We start from the raw sequence: 23052 nt of genomic DNA, 5'->3' as shown, positions 1-23052 counted from the left end.
TTATATTATGATTTAAACTTACTTGCCAAGGCGGCTAATTTACTCGCCATATCGGTTTCGGGCGTCTTCGCTTTACGTTGATTGTCATGACGCTTACGTAGCAACGGAGGCTTTTCATCGGATTTCATCGACAGACCAATACGATTTCGCTTTTCATCGATTTCAGTTACCGTCACCATAACACGCTGCTGCACCTTGACAACCTCGTTCGGATCAGATACGAAGCGATTGGCAAGTTGGCTTAAATGTACCAGACCATCTTGATGGACACCAACATCCACAAATGCTCCGAAATTGGTGATATTCGTAACGATACCCGGTAATTTCATACCAATGCGTAAATCGCTTATACTGTTCACACCATCCGTAAACTTAAACTCTTCGAACTGCTCACGCGGGTCACGGCCTGGTTTAGATAACTCTGCTATAATATCGTTTAGCGTCGGAAGCCCCACTTCGTCCGAAACATATTTCTTTAGATCAATTTGCTTGCGCAGCGCGTCATCTGTTAGCAAATCCTGTACGTTGGCCCCGAGATCTTTTGCCATTTGCTCTACCAGCGGATACCTTTCAGGATGTACAGCGGAACCATCCAACGGATGTTCGCCGTGACGGATACGCAGGAAACCTGCTGCCTGTTCAAAGGCCTTATCTCCTAAACGTGGAACCTTTTTCAGTTCCTTACGTGATTTGAATGGCCCGTTCGCTACACGATAATTCACGATTTGCTGTGCAAGGGAGGGTCCAAGTCCGGAGACATACGCCAAAATCTGTTTCGATGCCGTGTTCAACTCCACACCTACCGCGTTCACACAGGAAATGACCGTATCATCCAACGAGCTTTGCAGTTTGTTTTGGTCGACATCGTGCTGATACTGGCCTACCCCGATGGATTTAGGGTCAATCTTCACCAGTTCCGCTAAAGGATCCATTAATCGTCGACCAATAGATACTGCTCCGCGAACCGTTACATCGTAGTCCGGAAATTCTTCGCGGGCTACTTCCGAAGCGGAATAAATCGATGCGCCAGATTCATTGACCATCACGACTGTAACATCTTTTAACCCCAACTTGCGGACAAATTCTTCCGTCTCGCGGCCGGCAGTACCATTACCAACAGCGATCGCTTCTACATCGTAGCGTTTCACCAACAATTCTACTGTTTTTGCAGCTTCCGCTAAACCTCCTGCGCCATTGTGCGGAAAGATGGTAGTATTCTCCAAGAGTGCACCTTGCGCATCCAATACAACCGTTTTACATCCGGTACGGAATCCCGGATCCAGCGCCAATAAGCGCTTCTGTCCCAAAGGTGCCGCCAGCAGTAATTGACGGACATTGTCTGCAAAAACGCGGATGGCTTCTTCATCTGCCTTTTGCCGGGTCAATACCCGCACCTCGGTTTCCATGGACGGCTTCAACAATCTTTTATAGCCATCCTGCAAGGCGAGTCGTACTTGCGCAGCAACATCATTACTGGCTTTTATATAGATTTTTTCGATAGTCGAAAGCACCATTTCCTCCTCTACAGTAATGTCAAGATAGAGCATTTCCTCTTTCTCGCCACGGCGCATGGCCAACACCCGGTGAGATGGCGCATTTTGAAGTGGTTCCGACCACTCAAAGTAATCTTTGTACTTCAACGCTTCCTCTTCTTTTCCAGGAACAACACGTGAAACAAACAGCCCTTTCTCCAAAAATATTTTCCGGGTTCTCGCACGAACTTCGGCATCTTCGGCAATCTGTTCCGCGATAATATCGCGGGCACCCGCCAAGGCCTCTTCTTCCGATGCCACACCCTTCTCCGAATTAATAAAATCAGCGGCCAATATCGATATATCATCTTTCTCCTGTAGCAGCAATCTGTCAGCCAACGGCTGTAGACCTTTTTCTCTCGCTACGGATGCACGGGTTTTACGTTTTGGTTTGAATGGCAGATAGATATCTTCCAGAATAGCCATTGTCTCCGCTTCTTGAATCTGCTGTTCCAGCTCGGACGTTAATTTCCCCTGCTCTGTAATAGATTTCAAGATCGCTTCCTTACGTTTGTCCAGATCGCGCAATTGCTGTACGCGATCACGAATGGAGGTAATCTGCACTTCGTCCAAACTACCGGTCATTTCCTTACGGTAACGGGCGATGAACGGGACGGTTGCTCCTTCGTCCAGTAAACTGATGGTTGTGGACACCTGACGGCTATTTACCCCCAGTTCCTGCGAAATAATAATTTCGTATGCCATATTTAAGTAAGTAAAAAAGAAAGCTGTAGGAATTTACCAACAGCTTTTCGAATAGTATTATACAATAAATAAATTTAAACGTTTTTAGGCTGCTCCGTATCGGAAGCCGACGTGTTGGTTTGCGCTTTTTCGGACTCCGAGGATTCCACCGTATTCTTTTCATCCGCAAAATGATCATTGTACCCGTAGGTGTAATGTTCATCTTCGGAAGATGGCTGTTCACCGGGGTGATGTTGCACCGTGTTCGCCGGCGTCGTAAACTTAGGAAACTCCTTCTTTGTTTCCTCTTCCTCGTCAACGGCCTCTGTTTTTGGCTGATTAATTTCGTCTGCGATTGTTTGGGATCTGGTCTTAGTAGCAGGTGTATCCTCTACGGTTACATCCAAATCCTTTTCAAAATTATTTATCTGATCTGAAATTTCCCGCTTTATGCCATCCGACGCATCTTTGAACTCGCGAATTCCGCGTCCTAATCCTCTCGCCAATTCCGGTAATTTCTTTCCGCCAAACAACAGCAAAATGACAATGACAATAAGTATCATCTCCTGTGTGCCGATATTCAAGAATCCTAAAGTCATTTTATCCTTCTCCTTTTAATCTTTCTTAACAAGCAACTAAGGTAAGTGTAAATTTACGTTTCCTCCAAATTTTGATGTAATTATTTAGTAACAAAAACGATTATCTTTGCACTCGCGAAACACTATGTTACATCATTACTACAAACAAAACAAACATTTTTACTGGAGTGCATTTGCACTTGCCGGCCCTGTCATTATTTCCCAATTGGGACATACCCTTGTGCAAACGGCGGATACGGTTGTGGTGGGTAAATTTGCGGGAACGATTCCTCTCGCGGCGGTTTCCCTCGTACACTCGGTGTTCATTGTGGTTATGGTGATCGGGCTTGGTGTTTCCTATGGTCTAACACCACTTATCGCGCAAGCCAACGGCAAAGGCGACAAGGAAGCATGTGGAAAATTACTATCCAACAGTCTTTGGTTAAATATTGCCACCGCTATTGTGCTATTTGGCCTCATTGGTTTTGGGTCGATGTACGCCATGGAACATCTTGATCAGGATCCCCTAGTCGTAAAAACGGCAAAGCCTTATTTATTGGTATTGATGTTTTCCGTTATCCCGTTGATGGCTTTCAATACCTTCAAACAGTTTGCCGAGGGACTTGGATTTACCCGGCAGGCGATGAACATCACGATCTGGGGCAATGTACTGAACGTGATTTTGGCGGTTATCTTCGTGAAAGGTATGTTCGGCATCAAACCAATGGGTATCGTGGGGGTTGGATATGCTACGTTAATTGACCGTGTTTTGATGATGTTGGCGATGGGCTTCTATGTTCTCCGTTCCGAAAGGTTCCGTTTATACACGAAAACATTTTCGTTTTTCCATGCGGAACTCGCCCGGATAAAGAGCATTTTCAAAATTGGTGCCCCCATGGCATTGCAATATGTTTTTGAAGTGGGATCCTTTGCTGCAGCTTCCTTGATTGCTGGAAAAATTGGTGCCGTGGAACAGGCCAGCCATCAGGTTGCCATTACCCTAGCTGCTATGACCTATATGATGGCAAGTGGTATCGCTTCTGCGGCAACGATTAAGACCGGTCATAGTTATGGGCGACGCAACATGATGCGTGTAAAGAAGTTTGCTACCGTTTCTTATCACCTGGTTATTGTCTTCATGTTGATCTGTGCGTTAATTTTTGCGGTCTTCAACCAATATCTGCCCCGGATAATCAGCGACGACCAAGCTGTTATCGGCCTTTCTGCACAACTCTTAATCATTGCTGGCCTGTTCCAGCTGTTTGATGGTACACAGGTTGTTGGACTGGGGGTTCTACGAGGAATGGGAGATGTCAATGTGCCCACCCTGATCACGTTCATTGCTTACTGGATTGTTGGCATCCCCGCAGCCTATCTTTTGGGCATCTATTTCAATATGGGTGTGCAGGGTGTATGGTATGGGCTTTCGCTCGGATTACTGACTTCTTCGATATTGTTGTATATGCGCTACCGTCGTATTATCCGGCAGCGGATGGATAGGTTTGGTTTCTATTCCCGAAATAACACATGCCCCTAAGGACATCGCCATATGCGTTTACGACCGTACTTTCGGGATATATTTTTCAAACAAATTACGTCCAAATACGTTTTATTATAAGGAACTAAAACAAAATGTGATATGGACAAGTTGAAAAAATTCAATCTGATGGAAAAGATTGCCAGAGAGTTGGAAGATGTACGAAATAGTCAGCAGGCTGTTTTAGAAAAGATAGGCAAAATTGAAGTAGACAACATAGAGTTGGGCGACAAACTCATAGAGTCCAAAATGCCCGATATTTATCAGCGAACCGCAGACAATGCCGATTCTATTCGGGAAATCTTGGAATCTTTTCAGGAAAAAACGGAAGAATACAGCGAAAAGAACAATATTGATAAATTGAGGGAGCAAGACGCTATTAACAATGTTAAATAACAAAAAACGGCGTGTAAAAAACACGCCGTTTTTTGTTATTTAAATCTCCCGACTTGTATCCCAGTTTTCGAGATAATCCGCAACACGTTTCAAGAAGGTACCTCCTAAAGCACCATCGATGATTCGATGGTCATAGGACATAGACAGGTACATCATATGGCGAATAGCAATGACGTCGCCGTGTTCCGTTTCCAGAACAGCAGGTTTCTTCTTAATGGTACCCACAGCCAAGATGGCTGCTTGCGGCTGATTGATAATCGGCACGCCCATAATATTTCCAAAAGCGCCAATATTGGTAAACGTAAAAGTTCCTCCTTGCGTATCATCAGGTTTCAGTTGATTCTGCCGGCTCCGGTGTGCCAGATCATTGACAGATTTGCTCAATCCCACCAAACTCAGCTGATCGGCATTTTTGATAACGGGAACAATCAAATTGCCGGAAGGCAATGCCGCCGCCATACCAATGTTAATATTCTTCCGCTTGATGATTTGATGTCCGTCAACGGACACATTAACCATTGGAAAGTCACGTAACGCTTTACTGATAGCTTCAATAAAAATGGGGGTAAAAGTAATATTTTCGCCTTCCCGCTTTTTGTAGCTATCCTTGATCTTATTTCTCCAATTGACCAAATTGGTTACGTCTGCTTCTACAAAGGACGCCACATGTGGCGACGTTTTAACGCTATGCACCATGTGATCCGCTATGAGCCTACGCATGCGATCCATTTCTACAATTTCATCACCAGATGTTACAGCTTTCGCAGCGCCATCCCTTTCCTGCCTTTCTTCCATAGGAACTGTCCGTACGTGCGCTGATGTCGTTTTAGGAGATTCTTTTGGTGATCCGATTTCGGGATAATCTGTTGCGCGTTTGGCAATGTAATCGAGTATATCCTGTTTAGTGACCCTGCCTTCTGCACCTGTACCTCGAATATGATCCAACTCCGACTGGCTAAGCCCTTCTTCTTGGGCGATATTCTTGACTAAAGGAGAATAGAAGCGCGAACCGGAATGTATCACTGTCTTTTCACGCATTTGCTCTGCCAATAGTTCCGTCCCGGGAATATCCGATGTCGGAGCCTCCTCTTCCTCTATAACCGAGGCAACCTCCGGCGGTTCTTCCGTGTTAGTATGCTGTTCTGTGATATTTTGAGATGCTTCTGGCTGAGGCTCAGGAACGGTATTTTCGCCCTCTACCTCAATCCATGCGATCACCTCGCCCACTTGTGCTATTTGGTTTTCCTCAAAGAAAATTTTGGACAATTTTCCTGCTACCGGAGCGGGAACGTCAGAATCTACCTTGTCTGTCGCTATCTCCACAATTGGATCATCCTCCTCAACGGAATCTCCAATTGCCTTCACCCATTTCGTAATGGTCGCTTCGGAAACACTTTCTCCCATCCTTGGAAGCACCACTTTATATATACCCATATTGACCTAAGTTCGTTGAATGATTTACTAAATTAACATTTAATCTAACAAATTCAATTAAACAAAACATAATATTTTATAATGAGTCAAAAATAAAATATTATTTCAATATATCCCAAAGCATCGTTAATCCTGCTACAACGGTACGTTCTATATTGATCGCTCTATCGTTTTTAAAATGGAACGTTTGTGTTCGTGTTTCGGATTTCCCCGCGACGGCTATACAGACTGTTCCAACCGGTTTTGTTTCGGTTCCTCCACCGGGCCCAGCAATACCACTTGTGGCAATAGCATAATCCGTACCGAATACACGTCTTGCCCCTTCCGCCATTTCTTTGACAGTCGGCTCGCTGACAGCGCCATATTGTGTTAATGTATCGGGTAAAACACCTAAAACATCTATCTTGGCCCGATTAGAATAAACAACTGCAGCGCCTTGAAACATTTGGCTGGCACCAGGGACTGCTGTAATCCGTGCTGAAATGGAACCGCCCGTACAACTTTCAGCAGTGGAAAGTGTAACACCTGTATCCGTAAAAGTTTGCACCAAAACTTCTTCAAATGAACGATTGTCTACCGAAACGACATGATCTTTTACGCGCTCCACCACTTGTTCCTTAACGCTATTCGTTAAACTTGTCAAAGCTTCCATATCCGTTCCTTCACCTGTAAAACGCAAACGTACCATCCCGATTCTCGGAAGATAGGCCAAGGAAATAAACGAGGGCAACGTATCTTCGATATCGGCAAGCTGCTCGGCCAAATGGGATTCCCCGATACCGACAGTCATTAAATAGGTGTTATAAATAAATACATCACTTTTGTAAGTATCGCGCAACATGGGTAGTACACGGTTGTCCATGAGAAACTTCATTTCAAATGGTACACCCGGTAAAAATGCGAAATATTTACCGTTATGTCCGACTGCCATCCCCGGCGCTGTGCCGAAATCGTTGAACAGGACCGTTGCGTTGGCCAATACATCTGCTTGACCAATATTCATAGCGGGCATGTGCTTTCTACCTGAACGATGAAAAATCTCCTGTACATGTGCCAATACAGCCTCGTTACGTACCAGTGTTGTACCAAAGTAATCTGCTACTGCAGCTTTTGTAATATCGTCTCGGGTAGGTCCCAATCCGCCGGTCATGATGATTACATCGGCACGCTCTTCAGCCTGCTGCAAAGCTTTTTTTATAGCATACGCTTTATCGGATATAGAGGTAATATGGACGACAGGAATATGGAGCTCCCCCATACGCTGGGCAATCCACGCGGAATTAGTGTCTACCACCTGACCGTTTAATAGCTCGTCACCTATCGTAATGATTTCTGCTTTCATTTTTATTCGATATTAGAGAATGAATATTAGACGCGGCTCTACCTTTTTTAATATCTAATATAAACTCCAGAAAGGACATCCACACGAGGTTGTACTATCCCTAATTAACACTTAAATGTGGCATGCGGGTATTTGAGGTATGTAGAAATTCATCCTTAGTACAGCCCTTCCTCTCAAATATCCGAAGCCACGAGTTTTTTGGTTCTTTTTCACGGGGAAAAAGAACATCTATCGATAAGTATAATGACTCTCCCGCTTCGTCAATTTCAAGTCTTGCAATATCGAAGCTTTGGCACGAATCGTTATATTGTAACTCTTATATTGTCCAAAAGGTGTCCAGCCTACCGACAGATCCCAGCAATGCAGATCACGATAAATACTAAACCGTGTTAGTGAAAGTGCTTTTTGTCGGAGGTCATAGCCCGTATTGAATTGTACTTTCCACTTCGGTGTAACGTTAAAATCGCCATTTATATTGACCGTGGCGGTAACGTTATTCTTCATCCGTCTTTCATCACGATCCCAGGACTTATTGTAGTTCATACTGAATGAACCGTTCAAATTCCATGGAATATTAAAATCCACAAACGCATTGGGGTCGGTACTGATACGCGCGAGGGCATTCGCCTGCTCCGCCGTCATATTGGGCATCTGGTTACGGAGGGAATCCAGATTGTCATTCCGGCTCTTGTTTGCATTGGGATTAAGGCTATAATCAAACGACAAACCGAAATTCGTCAGCCGGGCCAGGTTTCCATCCTGAATAGCAAACCTATTGATTTTTTGCCCTGTCTCGGGGTTAAAGGCATAAGGATCAAAGGTACCGTTGAAGTTTAAGTTTATCTTTTCCTTGAACAGGGAAGTACGCCCCGAGAAACTAATGTTGGAAAGCTTTAGGGAATCGGCCATGAAATTATAGTTTCCGCTGAAGGTCAGACCTTGCAGAATTTTCACTTTCCGAAACGCTTCATTGCCGGTGGTATCGTTATTGTTCCGAACTTTGGCTTCGATGTTATTATCCACCGAAAAACCGATACCCATAGACTTGCCTGCACCAGGGCCACCAAAGATACCTCCCTCAAAGATTGAATAACGTTCGACCACACCATTATCGTTTATAAAATCCCGATAGAAACCATAGCGGGGGTCAGAGAAATCGGGACGATAATTGAGGTTGACCGATGGAGTAATGACATGACGAATAGCTTCTACTTTTCCCATTTTAGGATACATACCATAAACCTTTGTGGAAAGACCTGCCGACATGGAATAATCATAGGCACGCTCAAAACCACTCACCGTATCACGTGTAGGCGTATAACCATTGATTTCGTTGGCCAATCTTTTACGGACACTCTGTAGATACCAACGTTCCGTATAATTTACAGATGTATTGAATTGAAAATATTTAAAGGCGTTTAAACTTAAACTAATCGGGATATTATGCTGGAAACCATTCGTGAAGTTGTTCAGCGCTTCTTTCTTGAAAAGTAAGGTATCATAAGTAGATATGGAGTTTCTTCCCTGCAAACTATATCCGACCGTAATCCGCTGATACCACTTTTGATCGCCGACACGATCTTTGGAATCGAATGGGTTAAACGTAGATACGTTCAGACTGAAAGAAGGCAGTTCCAGATCGACCTGTCCGGATGTCATGTCTTGCCGATGGCTCATATTAGCCGTGAAGTTCACTTTTCCATCGGCAAAAACTTTACCGTACGCAATTGAAGACGACATATTATTTCGTGTCAGATCTTCCATGGTATTCTGCATGTTGAAGCCTGTATTTTGGAAATAGGAACGTGTAGCGAAATTGACCGACGCAGAGAATGAGGTTCCCGGATTCGCTTCTTGTCGTTGTGTATGGTTCCAGGTCACGTTGAAATCCTTGCTACGCCCGTAGCTTTCCGTTCCTTCAACCCCCGTTGGAGTAGAACTATATCGAACGTTAAACCCACCGCTGTATTTATAATTCACGAGATAGTTTGTGCGCACACTGGCTTCCCATGCGCCCTTCGAATATAAGCTTCCTCTAATTTCGGAATCCCAATAATCACTAAATGCCAGGTACCATCCCATGTCGCGCATAGAAAAACCGCGCGCGGCATCTTCTCCAAAAGAAGGAAATAAAAGGCCGGAGGATCTTTTGTTGTTCTTCGGAAAAAAACCAAAAGGGATCGCTATAAATTTCAGGGGAATATTTTCAACCACAAGAAATGCTGGCCCCACTACAATATGGTTTTTTGCCAATAACCCCTTTGTAAACTGAATACCAAAGTGTGTGTGTGGATAGGGTAAATTACAGGTACTGTACATTCCCTTTTGCAGCGAAAGCTCATCGTATAGGTTCTTTCGGACGACTCTTGCCTGGATGTAAGCGCCGTCTTCCTCGGTCATGATACCATAGGTATTTCCTTCCCGGCTTTTGTAATCATACACTAATGAGTCAACGGATTTGGGGCTTTCGCCCGGAAATATAACTACTGGCCGACCAATGTACTTGCCGTTATGGTCTGTAACCCCACTGGCAAACAATTGATTGGTATTTCTATCTAACCGGATATAGTCAGCAGCCAACTCAAAGTCTTGATATTTAACTTTGGCACCATTATATAGATGGAGGATATTTTTACTGACTTCATTCCATGACGAATCATTAGCAACAATAGTAACCATAGTTTCTAGACCGCTATCGTCCTCCATAATCACGGTATCTTGCCCTTGTGTTTCCTTTAGGTGATTCCTCGTCGTGTCCGACAACATGGTTGAATCTGCCACAACCGTAGTGTCTGTTATATTTTTTATGGTGTCGGCAACAATTAATGCCGTGTCTTGAGCGTTAGAAGAGGTGGGATAAGAAGGGGTTACCACTTGAGATACAGCCAGTGAGCAACTCAACAAAAGAAATAAAATTTGACATAAAACTCGTGTAAACGCCTTCAAAATGAATTATGAATGTTATTTTTGTAAGAATCTTTTAAAATTGTTTCGACAAAAATAGTCAAAAACATTCACATCGCATGGTGTAAACATGTTAATGAAACATAAATTTTCAACTATTTTTGCACTTACTTAAACGGAGATAGAATAGGATATTGTACAGATGATTAGAATTTTAAATGTAAAACCTGCTAAACCAATTTTCGTTGCGGTAATGGCATTTGTATTGTGTGCCTTTTTTACATTTCCAGCTCACGCTATAAGTGATGACGAACGAGGGAAAGAAACGTTTGTCGTTGTCATCGATCCGGGACATGGGGGGAAGATTCCTGGAGCGAGGGGAAGGAAAGTTGCCGAAAAAGATATTGTGCTTGATGTATCCAAAAAGTTAAAAGAACTTCTGGAGGAGCAGGAGCCTAGTGTCAAAGTTATTTTGACGCGAGACACAGATGTTGATGTTCCTTTCAAAACCCGATCGGATATTGCCAACAGGAACAAGGCTAATCTTTTTATCTCGATCCATGCAAATTCAGCTGATCGTGATGTACGTGTTCGAAACAAACGAGGGCGATACGTCACAACGGTGAAAAGAGCACCACATGTCCGCGGGACGGAAACATTTGTTTTAGGTTTTCACCGCAGCAGCGAACAAGACGTCGCTATTCGAGAAAATGCCGATCTGCTACTGGAAGATAATTACGAGGAAGAGTACGGTTTTGATCCAAAAGATCCTTCAACCTACATCATCTTTCAATTGATGCGAAATCAATACCGTAAAGAAAGCATCAAATTGGCTTCCCTTATACAGGGAGAGTATGTAAAAAGCGCCTTGATAGATCGTGGTGTTAAAGAGTTAGGCCTAGCTGTACTTGCTAAGGCTGCTATGCCGGCTGTATTAACGGAAATTGGATTTATCAGTAGCCCTGAAGAGGAAGATTATATGATTTCACAGCAAGGTCAGATAGAAATAGCACAAAATCTTGCGAATGCAATCAAGGCGTATAAAGCTTATATGAGGCACTGATGCTTTGCTTGGTATGCTCCATATATATGTGTAAATTAGTATAGTTGAAAAGATCTTATAATTTGAATATTTTGAGAAGTTATCTTGTATTGGTCAGTCTTTGGCTATTTAGTTCTTTTATCCCGTCACAAGGCGATCGTAGTATTCCTCCTCGACAGCCATTCAAGCTTATCGTACTTGACCCCGGTCACGGCGGAAGAGACGCTGGTGCCGTCGGTAGAAAAGCGAATGAAAAGGATATCGCACTGGCGGTTGCGCTCAAACTGGGCAAAAAAATTGAAAACGAAATGCCAGGTGTAAAAATAATATACACGCGAAAGACGGATGTCTTTATACCTTTGTATGAACGACCTGCACTAGCAAATAAACATAACGCCGATCTTTTTATATCGATACATTGCAACGCCGCTGCAACGCGCCGATCGCCGGCGCGCGGTACCGAAACATTGGTGTGCGGGTACAATAGACTCGGTCAGCAAGATGCGGCTATCCGAGAGAATGCATCGATCTTACTAGAAGACAATTATGAGGAAAACTATGGTGGTTTTGATCCTAAAGATCCATCGAGTATGATTGTCTTTCAGTTGATGAAAAATCAACATCGTAGAGAGAGCATTAAGTTAGCCTCGCTTATGCAGGATAAATTTACCACATCCGGCAGGCCAGACAGAGGCGTAAAAGAACAATCCTTAGCAGTACTTGCAACAGCAGGTATGCCAGCCGTATTAACCGAGCTCGGTTTTATGAGTAGCTCCATTGAAGAAAACTATATGTTGTCAACCGCAGGTCAAAAAGAAATGGTTCAAAATTTATTCGACGCAATAAAAACGTACAAAACGTCTGTAGAACGATAAACATTTGTTACATTCGTTTGTTGTTAACATATAAGGATTTAATTTACCCAAGCTAGACTATTTTGAAGATATCAAACGAAACGAAAGTCGGTATCATTACCGTGATTGCGCTTGCCCTATTGTTCATAGGCTATAACTTCTTGAAGGGGAATGATGTTTTCTCTAGAGAAAATGAGTTTTACACGGATTATGATAATGTGGATGGCTTAACCATATCGAAGCCCGTTGTAGTCAGTGGTTACCAAATTGGGCGCGTATCGGAAATGACGCTTTTAAAAAATGGTAAGATACGTACGCATTTCAAAATAAAAAATGAATACGATATCCCTTCGAATACAGTTGCCCGTATTGTCAGTGCCGATCTATTAGGTAGTAAGGCCATCGTCTTTGAATTGGGGAATAGTAAAACCCTGGCCAAAAGTGGCGATCCACTTCTATCAGATGTACAAGCTAATTTATTGGAGAAAGTCGAGCCCCTCCAACTAAAAGTGGAGAATCTCGTCGTCAAATTAGATTCTGTACTTTCTGCTGTCAATACGGCACTAGATAAAGAGTTTCAACGTGATTTTAAAGGTAGCTTGCGCAGCATTTCTGTCTCGTTGCGTAACATGGAGAGGATCACGAGTGATGTGGAAGGGCTGATGGGTTCAGAAAAAATTCGGTTGGCAAAAATCATGCAGAACCTCGAGTCTATTACCAATAACTTTCAGAAAAACAACGCCAAAATTAACAGTATTCTTTCTAATCTGGATAGCTTGTCTGGTGACTTGGCCCAGACGGAAATCAAAGCTACTATTGACAACGCAACCCAGGTGATGAAAAACGTGGAAGTTATTACGACTAAAATCAATAATGGTGAAGGATCTATCGGCTTGTTACTGAATGATGATAACCTTTACAACAATCTTAACAATGCTTCCGAAAGCCTTGATAATCTAATTAAAGATGTAGAGGAAAGACCGGGTAAATATATCCGTTTAAGTATTTTCGGAAAAAAAGACACCAAATAACCATAAGAGAAAACGGTTCGGGTGACAAGTCCGAACCGTTTTCATTTACAAAGTCTCCTTCAACCAACCAAAAAACTCCCGTTGCCATACCAGCGCATTGTGGCCGGATAGTACCCAATGGTTTTCTTCAGGCAGGTAAACCAAACGACTTTTGATATTTTTCAGCTGAGCGGCTTGGAAAGCTGCCAAGCCTTGTCCTATTGGTACCCGATAGTCTTTCCCACCCTGGAAAATTAAGATCGGTGTATTCCATTTATCGACATGCGTTATAGGATTAAAATCTGTATATGTTTTCGCATTGTTTTTATCCCAATATGGCCCACCTAAATCATGATTCGCAAAGAACAATTCTTCTGTTGTTCCGTACCAAGACGTCATATCAAACAACCCACAATGCGAAATGAAAGTTTTAAAACGCCCTTCGTGAACGCCTGCCAATTGAAATACGGAGTAGCCGCCATAGCTAGCCCCCACAGCACCTATACGTTCCTTATCTACATAGGGTTCTTTAGCGAGATCGTCTATGGCCGAAAGATAATCACGTATCGGCTGGCCTCCCCAATCTTTCGATATATCTGCATTCCATTTTTCGCCCCAACCCGGCATTCCCCTCCGATTAGGCATGATAACAATGTAACCCTGCGACGCCATCAACTGGAAATTCCATCGATAAGAATACGTTTGTGTTAAAGCCGATTGCGGTCCCCCTTGACAATAAAGCAATGTTGGATATTTCTTCGAAGGGTCGAAATCAGGCGGATAGATAACCCAGGAGAATAGTTCTTCCCCATCCGAGGTCTTGGTAAAGCGTCCTTCTACTTTTGTCTCCGCTACATGTTTGTAAATATTGTCGTTTATCTTGGTGATAGCTACCAATGCTTTCTTTTTAAAATCGTAACGATATATTTCCGCAGCGCGCGTCATGGTGGTCGATGTCACCATTATACCACCATCTACCTCTCCGACAATACCTGCAATATCAAATTTACCTTCACTGATTTGCGTTATTCTGGCCAATGTATTCCGAGCAGAACTTTTGGGCAATTCCACTTCAAACAACTGTACCGTGCCACGAACTGGAGCTGTAAAATATATCTTTCTGCCATCTTTACTCCATATATAGGAATTAACCGTTCCATCCCAGTGCGCAGTCAAATTTTTGCGTTGTGTTGTTGCCTTATCGAAGATGATAATATCATTTTTATCAGCTTCATAGCCGTCAGTTTTCATACTCAGCCAAGCTAGTTGCTGCCCATTCGGACTATATACAGGATGTGTATCATAACCGTTCATCCCCTCCGTAATATTCGTGGTTACTTTGCTGGCTACATCGTATCGGTATATATCCGTATTGGTGCTGGAGGCATATTCTTTCCCAAATCTCTTCTTGCATACATATAACACGGCTTTGCCATCTGACGTCCAGGTAAAATCGTCCGCTCCGCCAAAAGGCGCTTGCGGGCTGTAAAACGGTTCGCCTTCCATAATATCCAGCGGCTCTCCTATCTTACCGTTATCATAAGTGGCTATGAACGGATGATTAAAACGACCATCATTAAATGTATCCCAATGCCGGTAATCTAAATCATCATAAATATAGACATCTGATTTAGTCAAATCACTATATTTATCTCTGCTGTGGTAAGGATGGATGAGCACTGCCCGGCTAAAGATAATCTGTTTGCCATCTGGGGATAACTTCACATTTGCCAATCCACCTTCTATATCTGTCAGCTGTTTCGCTTCGCCTCCAGCCAAAGGTTTTGACCATAACTGTCCTTTGAACAGATAAATGACTTCGCCTTCTTTATTTATCTGGACTACTGATTCACCACCTTCTTCCTGCGTAAATTGGACTGGCTCCCCTCCTTTTATTGGAATGACATAGAGGTTTTTTTCTGATTTATTCTCGCCGAACGTATAATTGGATAGACCATACACCAACCATTTGCCATCTGCCGATAGTCCTTCTGCTGATACACGCCCTAATTCCCACAGTTTTTCCGGGGTCATCACTTCTTTTTTCAATTGATATACTTTGTTTGTCGTTATTGGTCTAGACACTCTCATATTCGGATTCTCCTGTCCAAAAGAAAGAGTGCTTGCGGTTATAGCACAGGCTAAAATTGAAATTTTATCCATAAGGTCTGCTCTTTTTTTTATCGCAAGATAGGAAATGTAGCTTCGATTTAAAAATCAAAGGTTTTCTTTAAATGTTTTTATGCCGCTCAAGCCGCGACTGGCTCTTCTTTTTTTTCCGCAAAAAAAGGAAGCAAAAAAACTCGCCACTTTAAAATTTTGATGGGATGGATAGTGCATCTATGATAGTTCTACATATTTCAAAATTTTATATGTGGCATTTAGGGGTTAAATAAGGGGCAATACAATTGCATGATCCCTCCTTAACATTAAAATGCCGCATCCGAACTATTCTCGATGCTGGATAAGTGCGGGGTAGAGGGACGCATCAAATGTTTTACAACTGTACAAACTCATTCTTAGTATTGTCCCAAATGTAAAACATTCGAAGCGGCGAGGTTTATGAACGTGTGTTTATTTTGGTGTTCATGAGCTCCCGTTGGTCGGTTTTGGTTCTTTTTTACGGAAAAAAAGAACATAAAGAAGTTATTTCTTTTCAAACTGATACCAATTTACCCGAGTGGACAACCTCATCAATAGAGCCAAAATGACAAACACACCTATTGTACCGACAATCAATGAATAATCCTGCAGTTGCATCAATGAGAAAATAAAGATGTAGAAAGCGGAAAGGATACCGCTGAAAATAAATGCAATCTTTTTGTCTTTCGTGATACCGAAAATAAACGAGGAAATGAGCATAATCGTCGCTATCGCAGCAATCAGATACCCCCAATTAAACCCTGTGTGCTCACTTAATGCCAATAGCAATGAATAAAACAACACCATAGCACAACCAATCAACACATATTGAACAATATGAACCCGTTGCTTTTTTATGACTTCGGTAAAGAATAGTGATGTAAACGTTAAGAGTACGACTAAAATACCATATTTGGCAACGCGTGTTGTTTTCTGGTAGTTATTGACAGACTCTAAAAAATTGACTTGTACCATATCTTGTTCTGTAGATAGCTGTACATTTGTTCCAGAAGAAGAAACGCTAGGTTCCGGTATAGCAACAACAGGGTAATCCACATCCGTAATTTCATAGTTTGTTATTTGGTACATACGACCTCGCGCCCCTTTCCACTGCTGTGGAAATTTTCGGCTGAAGCTTGGAATTCGCCATTTGGCGGTAAAATCCTGTTCTGAAATAGTCCGATCTTCTGGCAAGAATCCACCGTTAAAGCTGGGGTTGTCCCAGATACCGGAGACGATTATACTCGTCTCGTTACTGGTTGGAAAAACAGTCAGATTCCGCGATCCTCGTATATCTAAATTTATCGCAAATTCGTTTTTAGTCGATCTATCCGATAAATCTACATTGGCGACCATGGTCTGCTCAAAGAGTGATACATCGGCATTACCAACTTCAAATTCCACCTCATCCTGCCCCATACTCAGTTTCGGAATTGCTTTTATACCTTTTAGGTCACTTAGTCCAATAAATACCTTTGCGTTTTCCCATGATAGATCTTCGGGATTTAAATCCAATTTTGCCAAGTCTATTTCATCAAATTCACCACGCAACGCAATAGTCGCATTATAAACGACCGTTTGATAGATTCCGCGTTTCAAATAGGTAGGTTCCACTGTAGATTTCACATCGAGCGTTTTGGAAACGAGAAAGACATAATCTTTTTCGACATGTTTTTCTGCCTTAATCTCACCTTTTTCATCGGTTGTATTCACATTATACGAATAGGTATAGGGAATTCCGATAATAGGTCCCGAAACAACTTGTGTATTACCCCATTTGCTCGCTATTTCATTGCTGACAGCTTGATCCCTATTTTTACGTTCCCTTATTAAATCCTTCACGCTCTCCATAGGGATAAGCAATAGGAGAACTAAAAAGAGAATAATTCCTAATTTCAAGATGACAGAATTAGCCAACCGTTCAAAAAAAGAAGATGGAGACGGTGGAAATGCAGGCGGAGTGTTTTGATTTTCCATTTTTTTGTTTTTAAAAGAACTTTGAATTTCAAAGTTGAAGAATAAAAAAATTATTTATACTGTTGTTTTATTAAATTTTCTAAGGCTGTTAAATGATTCTCAAAAGCTTTTGCTCCTTTTTCAGTTCGTTTATATTGGGTGTTGGGTTTTCTATCAACAAAACTTTTCTCCACATTTATATACCCTTCTTTCTCCAATGTTTTTAAATTGGACGCCAGGTTCCCATCGGTTACCTCCAGCATTTCCCTGAGCGAGGTGAAATCATACGAATCGTTTGCCATCAGCACGCTCATGATTTGCAGGCGTATACGATTCTCGAATACCTTATCATATAGAGAAAAATCCAACCCCACTATTATTCGTATCTTTTATGTACAATAAAACCATAAATGATGTGCAATACACCAAATCCAAATGCCCAAAACCATAAGCCGTATCCTGGAAACAATAGCGCGCATAACCCTAACAAAATCTCCAATACACCTAGCCAACGTACTTCTTTAAACGTGTAAATACCGCCAGATGTTAAAGACAGACCATAAAAAATAAGAAGTGTGGCACCTATTAAACTGAAATAACCTTTCGATAGCAGTACTAAGGAGAACAACCCTCCTGTCATCAATGGAATAACCATAGCCAACAACATGGCTTTACTAGACGGATTCCAAATGTGCTGACGAGCCTTCTTCGCCTTCTTTCGAGCCATCCATAGACCTGTCGTTAATGAAGCGATTAGAACAACCAATGCGATACCGATTAAGTTGTTGATAACAGCTGGTTCCGTGACATAATGATCCCTATAATCGAAACCACTATCAAAACCATACACCACTATGTAACCCGCCGCAGCTCCAAGCAATGCGTAAATGCCGATCAGTACGCCAGAAAGTCCCGAAATAGATAACACCTTGGACGATTTTTCCATCATCGAGCGGATATGCCCTATTTCTTTTATTAAATCCTGTTGATCCATATATGAATAATAATGTATTTACACACTCCTTTTTAGTTACCTTCGCAAACAAGTAAAGTACTTTGAAAAACAAAGTAAATGAAAACAAAGCATTTATACAAGCGTAAAATATCTTTTTTTTATTTTTATAAAATAATCAAAAAAAATCTTGCAAGATAAAAGGAGGCTTACTATCTTTGTGCCACAATAAAAGTCCTAATAACTGCGGAAGTGGCGTAATTGGTAGCCGCACCAGACTTAGGATCTGGCGCCGCAAGGCGTGGGGGTTCGAGTCCCTTCTTCCGCACTTGATGTCCTCCCGAACTTAATAAACTCGGGAGGATTTTTTTTGTAAAATGCGTAAAAGCGAAACGAGAGTATGAATATTTCACACCAAACAGTTGACGATGTCAACGCGAACATTAAGGTTGAACTAGCGCCCGAAGATTACAACCCTTCGGTAGATAAAGCTATTAAAGAACAAGCAAAAAAGGCTAAGCTGCCTGGTTTCCGTCCGGGTATGGTTCCTCCGGGCCACATCAGACGTACATACGGGAAATCGATCTTATTTGATGAAATCAATAAGTTGGTCAACGATAAGATTTCGGAATACATCAGCGAAAACAAATTGGAAGTTTTAGGACAGCCTCTTCCAATAGAGGATGATGCCGATGCGAAATATAATTGGGATTTTAACGACACGTTTGCTTTCACATACGAAATCGGTATCGCGCCTGAATTCGAAACACCGTTCTCTAAAGCAACAGAATTTACGACTTACGATATCAAGGCAGACGATGCTACGTTAGCGGAGCGTGTTAAAAATCTTCGTCGCAGCTACGGCAAGATGACTAACCCAGAGGTGTCTGAAGAAGGAGATGTGCTTTACGCCACATTGAAACAGATCAAAGAAGAGGGCATTGAAAAAACGACTTCTGTACGTACAGACATTATTGAAGATGCAAAAACGAAGAAAGCTTTGACAGGCTTGAAACAAGATGATACCGTTAAAATCGACATCAAAAAGGCATTTAAAGTAGCTGATCTTGCACGTATCTTAGGCATTACGGAAGACGAGGCTGAAAACTTGGATGTAACAAAGTTTGAGTTGACGGTTAAAAACATCAATCGTTTGGAAGAGGCAGACTTAAACCAAGAATTCTTTGATAAGCTATTCCCGGCAGGGGATGTAACAAAGGAAGAAGAGTTCGAAGCTAAAGTAAAGGAAGAAGTTGAAGGTCTTTTCAAACAAAATGCCGACCAGAAGTTACGTAACGACATGTATACGTATGGTATGGAGAAAGTAGATGTAAAATTTCCAGAGGCTTTCTTGAAAAAATGGTTGAAAGCAACAAATCCTAATATTTCTGACGAGGAGTTGGAAGAAGGGTTTGGGGATTTCTTAAGTAACTTGAAATGGACAATCATTGAAAACCGCGTCGTTACAGCAAATAACCTGGAAGTTAAATATGACGAGGTAATTAACTTGGCAAAAGAACGCATCTATGCGCAAATCAAAATGTACAACATGAACGATGAGCCTACAGATGAACAATTAGGTCAATATGCTCTTCAATTATTGCAGGATAGAGAACAAGCAAATCGTCTTTTCGAAGAAGCAAAAGCCCTGAAAGTGTTCGATTATCTAAAAGAAAATGTAACGTTAAAACCACAGGAGATCTCTTATGTAGATTTCGAGAAGTTGGAAAAAGACAGCAAATAAACGTCTTAGAAAATAATGACCACAAACAAAGGCTACCTTTTTGGGGTAGCCTTTGCTATTTTTTGAAAGATGATACAGATTAGAAAGGCACGGCCTACAGATGCGGAAGCAATTGCTCCCATCATGTTGACCGCGATGGAAGAAATTATTTATTATTTTATTGGTGAACAAGACCAGCAGAAGGCGACTGCCTTTCTGAAACATCATATCGCACAACCGCGGAATCAATATAGCTATGAACATATCATCGTTGCGGAAGAAGAGGGAAACGTCGTCGGACAAATTTGTCTTTATCCGGGATATATGCTAGAACAATTACGGACACCTATCCTCTCTTATTTACAAACACATTTTAAGAGGGAACCGAACTTAGGGAACGAAACGCAGGTGGGGGAAGTTTATATTGATACCTTAGCCGTCTCGACTGCGGCACAAGGAAAAGGCATTGGAAAAATATTATTGCTTTACGCTATTGACCTTTTCGTATATAGGCAAAAAGAAGTGTTAGGGTTATTGGTAGACAAGGAAAACCCCAAAGCACAGAACCTCTATTTGAAAATGGGTTTCAAACTTATACGGGATGTTCAGCTCTTCGGGAAAGAATTAACGCACTTACAATTTTCGTTGCCGTGACTGGCTTATCGCTTTTGGAACTAGAACCGAACGTTATATCCTATCGATATCCGGCCAAATGGGAACTTTCGATTAAAATCAGCGTACTGTTCATCTTCGAAATGCCCTTCCAATGCAAAATAACCAGAGCTAACATTTAGGGAGAAATTTCTAATGATACGTAAGTTGGCCTCTAATGTCGCAGCGTGCAAAATATAATACGATTCGTTTCCGCTAACGGTGAAAAAGATACCACCATTGTAGTCGCCGGTGATAAGCAAACGGTTCAGTACACTTAACTCACCACGGTAGCGATAACCAGCCCCCGAACCGTAATTGTAATTCCGGCTTGCACCATATAGCAAATAGGGATCTGGTACAGCGGCTAACAAAATTGCTCCCACCCCCACACTCATATTGAGCCGATTCTGTTTTTTATATCGGAACTCGGAGTTCCAATTATACATTAAATTCTGTGCCCCGTAAAAAAAAGCATCATTATTATAAAAGTCGTAGTTGGCACTCAGTATCCCATAATGGTCGCCGCGCTTGGTTTTGAAGAACTTATTACCATACAAGAGCGCATGTACATTGACTGCATTGATAAATGTACTATCTCCTTTTCCAAACTCAAGATTCACATAAAATTGATCAAACGGACGTTTTATATTTTCGGAACCGCTGCTGTACCACAGTCTCAGTCGACCGTACGAACCATTTTTCCCTTTCTCCAAAATATCCCCTTCTTGTGCATCGAATCGACGCACCCCTATATTGACTTCTGCCCATACGGTTGAAGAGTCGACGGCATTATATTCATCAATCTTCCCCCATTTACCGTCTAATAAACGATTTAAACCGTTCACCGGATTAACGAAAAACGCGCCTATTTCATTCGAAGTTCTTAAACGGCGATGCCTACTTCCTCTTCCTAAAATATTACGGGCTATACGGTGCGTCATTTCTCCAAGAATGATTCCACCATAAGTAGTATTTACTAAATCGTTAATCGAGGGTGCCTGCGTTTCGCCACCTGTCTCCCAAATATAGCTTCCCGCCAACGTAGCGATACTGGACTGATAAAAGTTGTAACCATTACTTCTAAATGCATTAAAATAAAGTTGTCCATGGTAAGGATGATCTAAATGATTGGTTGTAAACTGATTATCATCCCAATCCCATGCAGAGAATCGTTGATGGTCAATGAAATTTTTAAAACTGATATACGAATAAGGATCTTTCGTAATAAACCGATTGAATGTTGCAGGAAAAGCCTGTGTTAAAAACCATTCGACACCTGCTCTCCAAAATTTCTTTTCTCTTTTAGGTTCTTCTGTCGTACGAGTAAAGCGAGGTAGCGGATCAACCTGCACATGCTGCCCCCAACGCTCCTGCCGACCGGTATCCAGCAGCTGTATTGTTGTATCGATATGATGTAAGTTGCCAAAGTGTTGCGCATTCGCATTGATGCTATACAGTGCTAACACCGTCAACAAGAAACAATAGCGTAGTAACTTCATTATTATCTTAAAACCAACAAAGTTATAATTTGTGTGATGGAAAACTGAAAATTGAACAAAAAAAACATGTTTCATGTTAATTTGTTATTTTTATGTTGAACCAACATAGACATATCATGAAGAAATTAATTTTATCGGCTGTTTTGTTGTTTTTTGCTACATTGATTATGGCACAGACGGCGGCAAATCTTAAAGGTGTATATACAGCGAAAAAAGATGACGCAAATATCGTTTGGATGTTTATTGATGGATATTCTTCTCAAACGACCTATAAAGACAACGCTTATATATCAACTTTCGGTGGCCCTTACACGTATCAAGATGGAGCACTAAACGTTCAAGTTGAATATGATGATGCCGATGCCAGTACTATTGGCCAAACAAAAAGCTTTGCTTTGACTGCAAAAGCGGACGGTTTACAGGAACAATCTGGACAAGTATGGAAAAAAGAAGCGGCTAAAGCTCAAGATTTGGATGGGTTATGGCGGATAACCGGAAGAAAACAAGGCAACGACATCGTCCAAATACACCAAAGTGGTACCCGCAAAACCATTAAGCTCTTAGTGGATGGCTATTTCCAATGGATGGCTATCGATCCAGGAGCGAAGACTTTTTCCGGTACAGGAGGAGGACATTATACGTTTACTAGTGGCAAATATAGTGAACACATCCTATTTTTCTCACGAGATAATTCGCGTGTTGGTGCTAGTCTGAGTTTTGATGGCGAATTAAAAGACGGAATTTGGCATCACAGCGGCTTGAGCTCAAAAGGTGACCCTATCTATGAAATTTGGAGTAGAGATAACAAATAAA

Annotated in this window: 18 protein-coding genes and 1 tRNA gene; 9 read left to right on the top strand and 10 right to left on the bottom strand. The window is 41.9% G+C overall.

All coding sequences use genetic code 11. From position 1 onward, the window contains the following. Positions 1–5 precede the first annotated feature (5 nt). Positions 6–2237, bottom strand: a complete 2232-nt coding sequence (locus G5B43_RS18040) for a Tex family protein (RefSeq protein ID WP_165296198.1) — start codon at positions 2235–2237, stop codon at positions 6–8. A gap of 74 nt (positions 2238–2311) precedes the next feature. Next, positions 2312–2815 carry a twin-arginine translocase TatA/TatE family subunit gene (locus tag G5B43_RS19635; RefSeq protein WP_165296197.1) on the bottom strand — a complete coding sequence of 168 codons (504 nt, stop codon included), beginning with the start codon at positions 2813–2815 and terminating at the stop codon, positions 2312–2314. Positions 2816–2939: 124 nt separating this feature from the next. Here G5B43_RS19635 and G5B43_RS18030 point away from each other — a divergent pair, with 124 nt between their 5' ends. Continuing rightward, a complete protein-coding gene (locus G5B43_RS18030; protein WP_165296196.1) occupies positions 2940–4331 on the top strand; it encodes an MATE family efflux transporter in 1392 nt (463 codons plus the stop codon). 102 nt (positions 4332–4433) lie between these two features. After that, positions 4434–4727: a hypothetical protein gene (locus G5B43_RS18025; protein WP_165296195.1), complete on the top strand. Its 294-nt coding sequence runs from the start codon at positions 4434–4436 to the stop codon at positions 4725–4727. Between the two features lie 39 nt (positions 4728–4766). Here G5B43_RS18025 and G5B43_RS18020 read toward each other — a convergent pair whose 3' ends face one another. The 3 genes from G5B43_RS18020 to G5B43_RS18010 all read right to left on the bottom strand — a co-directional run bounded on the left by G5B43_RS18020 (position 4767) and on the right by G5B43_RS18010 (position 10404). Then, the gene (locus G5B43_RS18020; protein ID WP_165296194.1) at positions 4767–6161 is read right to left on the bottom strand and encodes a dihydrolipoamide acetyltransferase family protein; all 1395 of its coding nucleotides are present in this window, start codon (positions 6159–6161) and stop codon (positions 4767–4769) included. A 100-nt stretch (positions 6162–6261) separates the two neighbouring features. Beyond that, positions 6262–7503 (bottom strand): competence/damage-inducible protein A, encoded by a 1242-nt coding sequence (locus tag G5B43_RS18015; protein ID WP_165296193.1) that lies wholly within the window; start codon positions 7501–7503, stop codon positions 6262–6264. Positions 7504–7731: 228 nt separating this feature from the next. Beyond that, positions 7732–10404, bottom strand: coding sequence for a putative LPS assembly protein LptD (locus G5B43_RS18010; protein WP_240904920.1), 2673 nt, complete (start codon positions 10402–10404; stop codon positions 7732–7734). A gap of 205 nt (positions 10405–10609) precedes the next feature. Between G5B43_RS18010 and G5B43_RS18005 the strand changes: the two genes are divergently transcribed. The 3 genes from G5B43_RS18005 to G5B43_RS17995 all read left to right on the top strand — a co-directional run bounded on the left by G5B43_RS18005 (position 10610) and on the right by G5B43_RS17995 (position 13334). Further along, the gene (locus G5B43_RS18005; RefSeq protein ID WP_165296192.1) at positions 10610–11470 is read left to right on the top strand and encodes an N-acetylmuramoyl-L-alanine amidase; all 861 of its coding nucleotides are present in this window, start codon (positions 10610–10612) and stop codon (positions 11468–11470) included. Between the two features lie 62 nt (positions 11471–11532). Next, positions 11533–12324, top strand: coding sequence for an N-acetylmuramoyl-L-alanine amidase (locus tag G5B43_RS18000; protein ID WP_165296191.1), 792 nt, complete (start codon positions 11533–11535; stop codon positions 12322–12324). Positions 12325–12386: 62 nt separating this feature from the next. Then, a complete protein-coding gene (locus G5B43_RS17995; RefSeq protein WP_165296190.1) occupies positions 12387–13334 on the top strand; it encodes an MlaD family protein in 948 nt (315 codons plus the stop codon). A gap of 45 nt (positions 13335–13379) precedes the next feature. Here the strand turns inward: G5B43_RS17995 and G5B43_RS17990 are convergent, their stop codons facing one another. The 4 genes from G5B43_RS17990 to G5B43_RS17975 all read right to left on the bottom strand — a co-directional run bounded on the left by G5B43_RS17990 (position 13380) and on the right by G5B43_RS17975 (position 18405). Continuing rightward, positions 13380–15476 (bottom strand): alpha/beta hydrolase family protein, encoded by a 2097-nt coding sequence (locus G5B43_RS17990; protein ID WP_206367416.1) that lies wholly within the window; start codon positions 15474–15476, stop codon positions 13380–13382. A 483-nt stretch (positions 15477–15959) separates the two neighbouring features. Then, the gene (gene creD, locus G5B43_RS17985; protein WP_165296189.1) at positions 15960–17432 is read right to left on the bottom strand and encodes a cell envelope integrity protein CreD; all 1473 of its coding nucleotides are present in this window, start codon (positions 17430–17432) and stop codon (positions 15960–15962) included. 50 nt (positions 17433–17482) lie between these two features. Continuing rightward, the gene (locus tag G5B43_RS17980; protein WP_165296188.1) at positions 17483–17785 is read right to left on the bottom strand and encodes a winged helix-turn-helix domain-containing protein; all 303 of its coding nucleotides are present in this window, start codon (positions 17783–17785) and stop codon (positions 17483–17485) included. Positions 17786–17787: 2 nt separating this feature from the next. Further along, the gene (locus G5B43_RS17975; protein ID WP_165296187.1) at positions 17788–18405 is read right to left on the bottom strand and encodes a hypothetical protein; all 618 of its coding nucleotides are present in this window, start codon (positions 18403–18405) and stop codon (positions 17788–17790) included. A 204-nt stretch (positions 18406–18609) separates the two neighbouring features. Between G5B43_RS17975 and G5B43_RS17970 the strand changes: the two genes are divergently transcribed. The 3 genes from G5B43_RS17970 (at position 18610) to G5B43_RS17960 (ending at position 20740) form a co-directional block, all read left to right on the top strand. Continuing rightward, positions 18610–18691: transfer RNA gene (locus G5B43_RS17970), tRNA-Leu, on the top strand. 72 nt (positions 18692–18763) lie between these two features. Further along, positions 18764–20107 (top strand): trigger factor, encoded by a 1344-nt coding sequence (locus G5B43_RS17965; RefSeq protein ID WP_165296186.1) that lies wholly within the window; start codon positions 18764–18766, stop codon positions 20105–20107. A gap of 69 nt (positions 20108–20176) precedes the next feature. Then, positions 20177–20740 carry a GNAT family N-acetyltransferase gene (locus G5B43_RS17960; protein WP_206367415.1) on the top strand — a complete coding sequence of 188 codons (564 nt, stop codon included), beginning with the start codon at positions 20177–20179 and terminating at the stop codon, positions 20738–20740. 20 nt (positions 20741–20760) lie between these two features. Here the strand turns inward: G5B43_RS17960 and G5B43_RS17955 are convergent, their stop codons facing one another. Further along, positions 20761–22239 carry a DUF3943 domain-containing protein gene (locus G5B43_RS17955; protein ID WP_240904919.1) on the bottom strand — a complete coding sequence of 493 codons (1479 nt, stop codon included), beginning with the start codon at positions 22237–22239 and terminating at the stop codon, positions 20761–20763. 116 nt (positions 22240–22355) lie between these two features. Here G5B43_RS17955 and G5B43_RS17950 point away from each other — a divergent pair, with 116 nt between their 5' ends. Further along, a complete protein-coding gene (locus tag G5B43_RS17950; RefSeq protein ID WP_165296184.1) occupies positions 22356–23051 on the top strand; it encodes a hypothetical protein in 696 nt (231 codons plus the stop codon). Position 23052 lies beyond the last annotated feature (1 nt).

This window comes from Sphingobacterium sp. SGR-19, from assembly GCF_011043555.1.
GTDB lineage: Bacteria > Bacteroidota > Bacteroidia > Sphingobacteriales > Sphingobacteriaceae > Sphingobacterium.
Note: the sequence above shows the minus strand (reverse complement) of the source record. Positions and strands in the feature narration are given on the sequence as shown.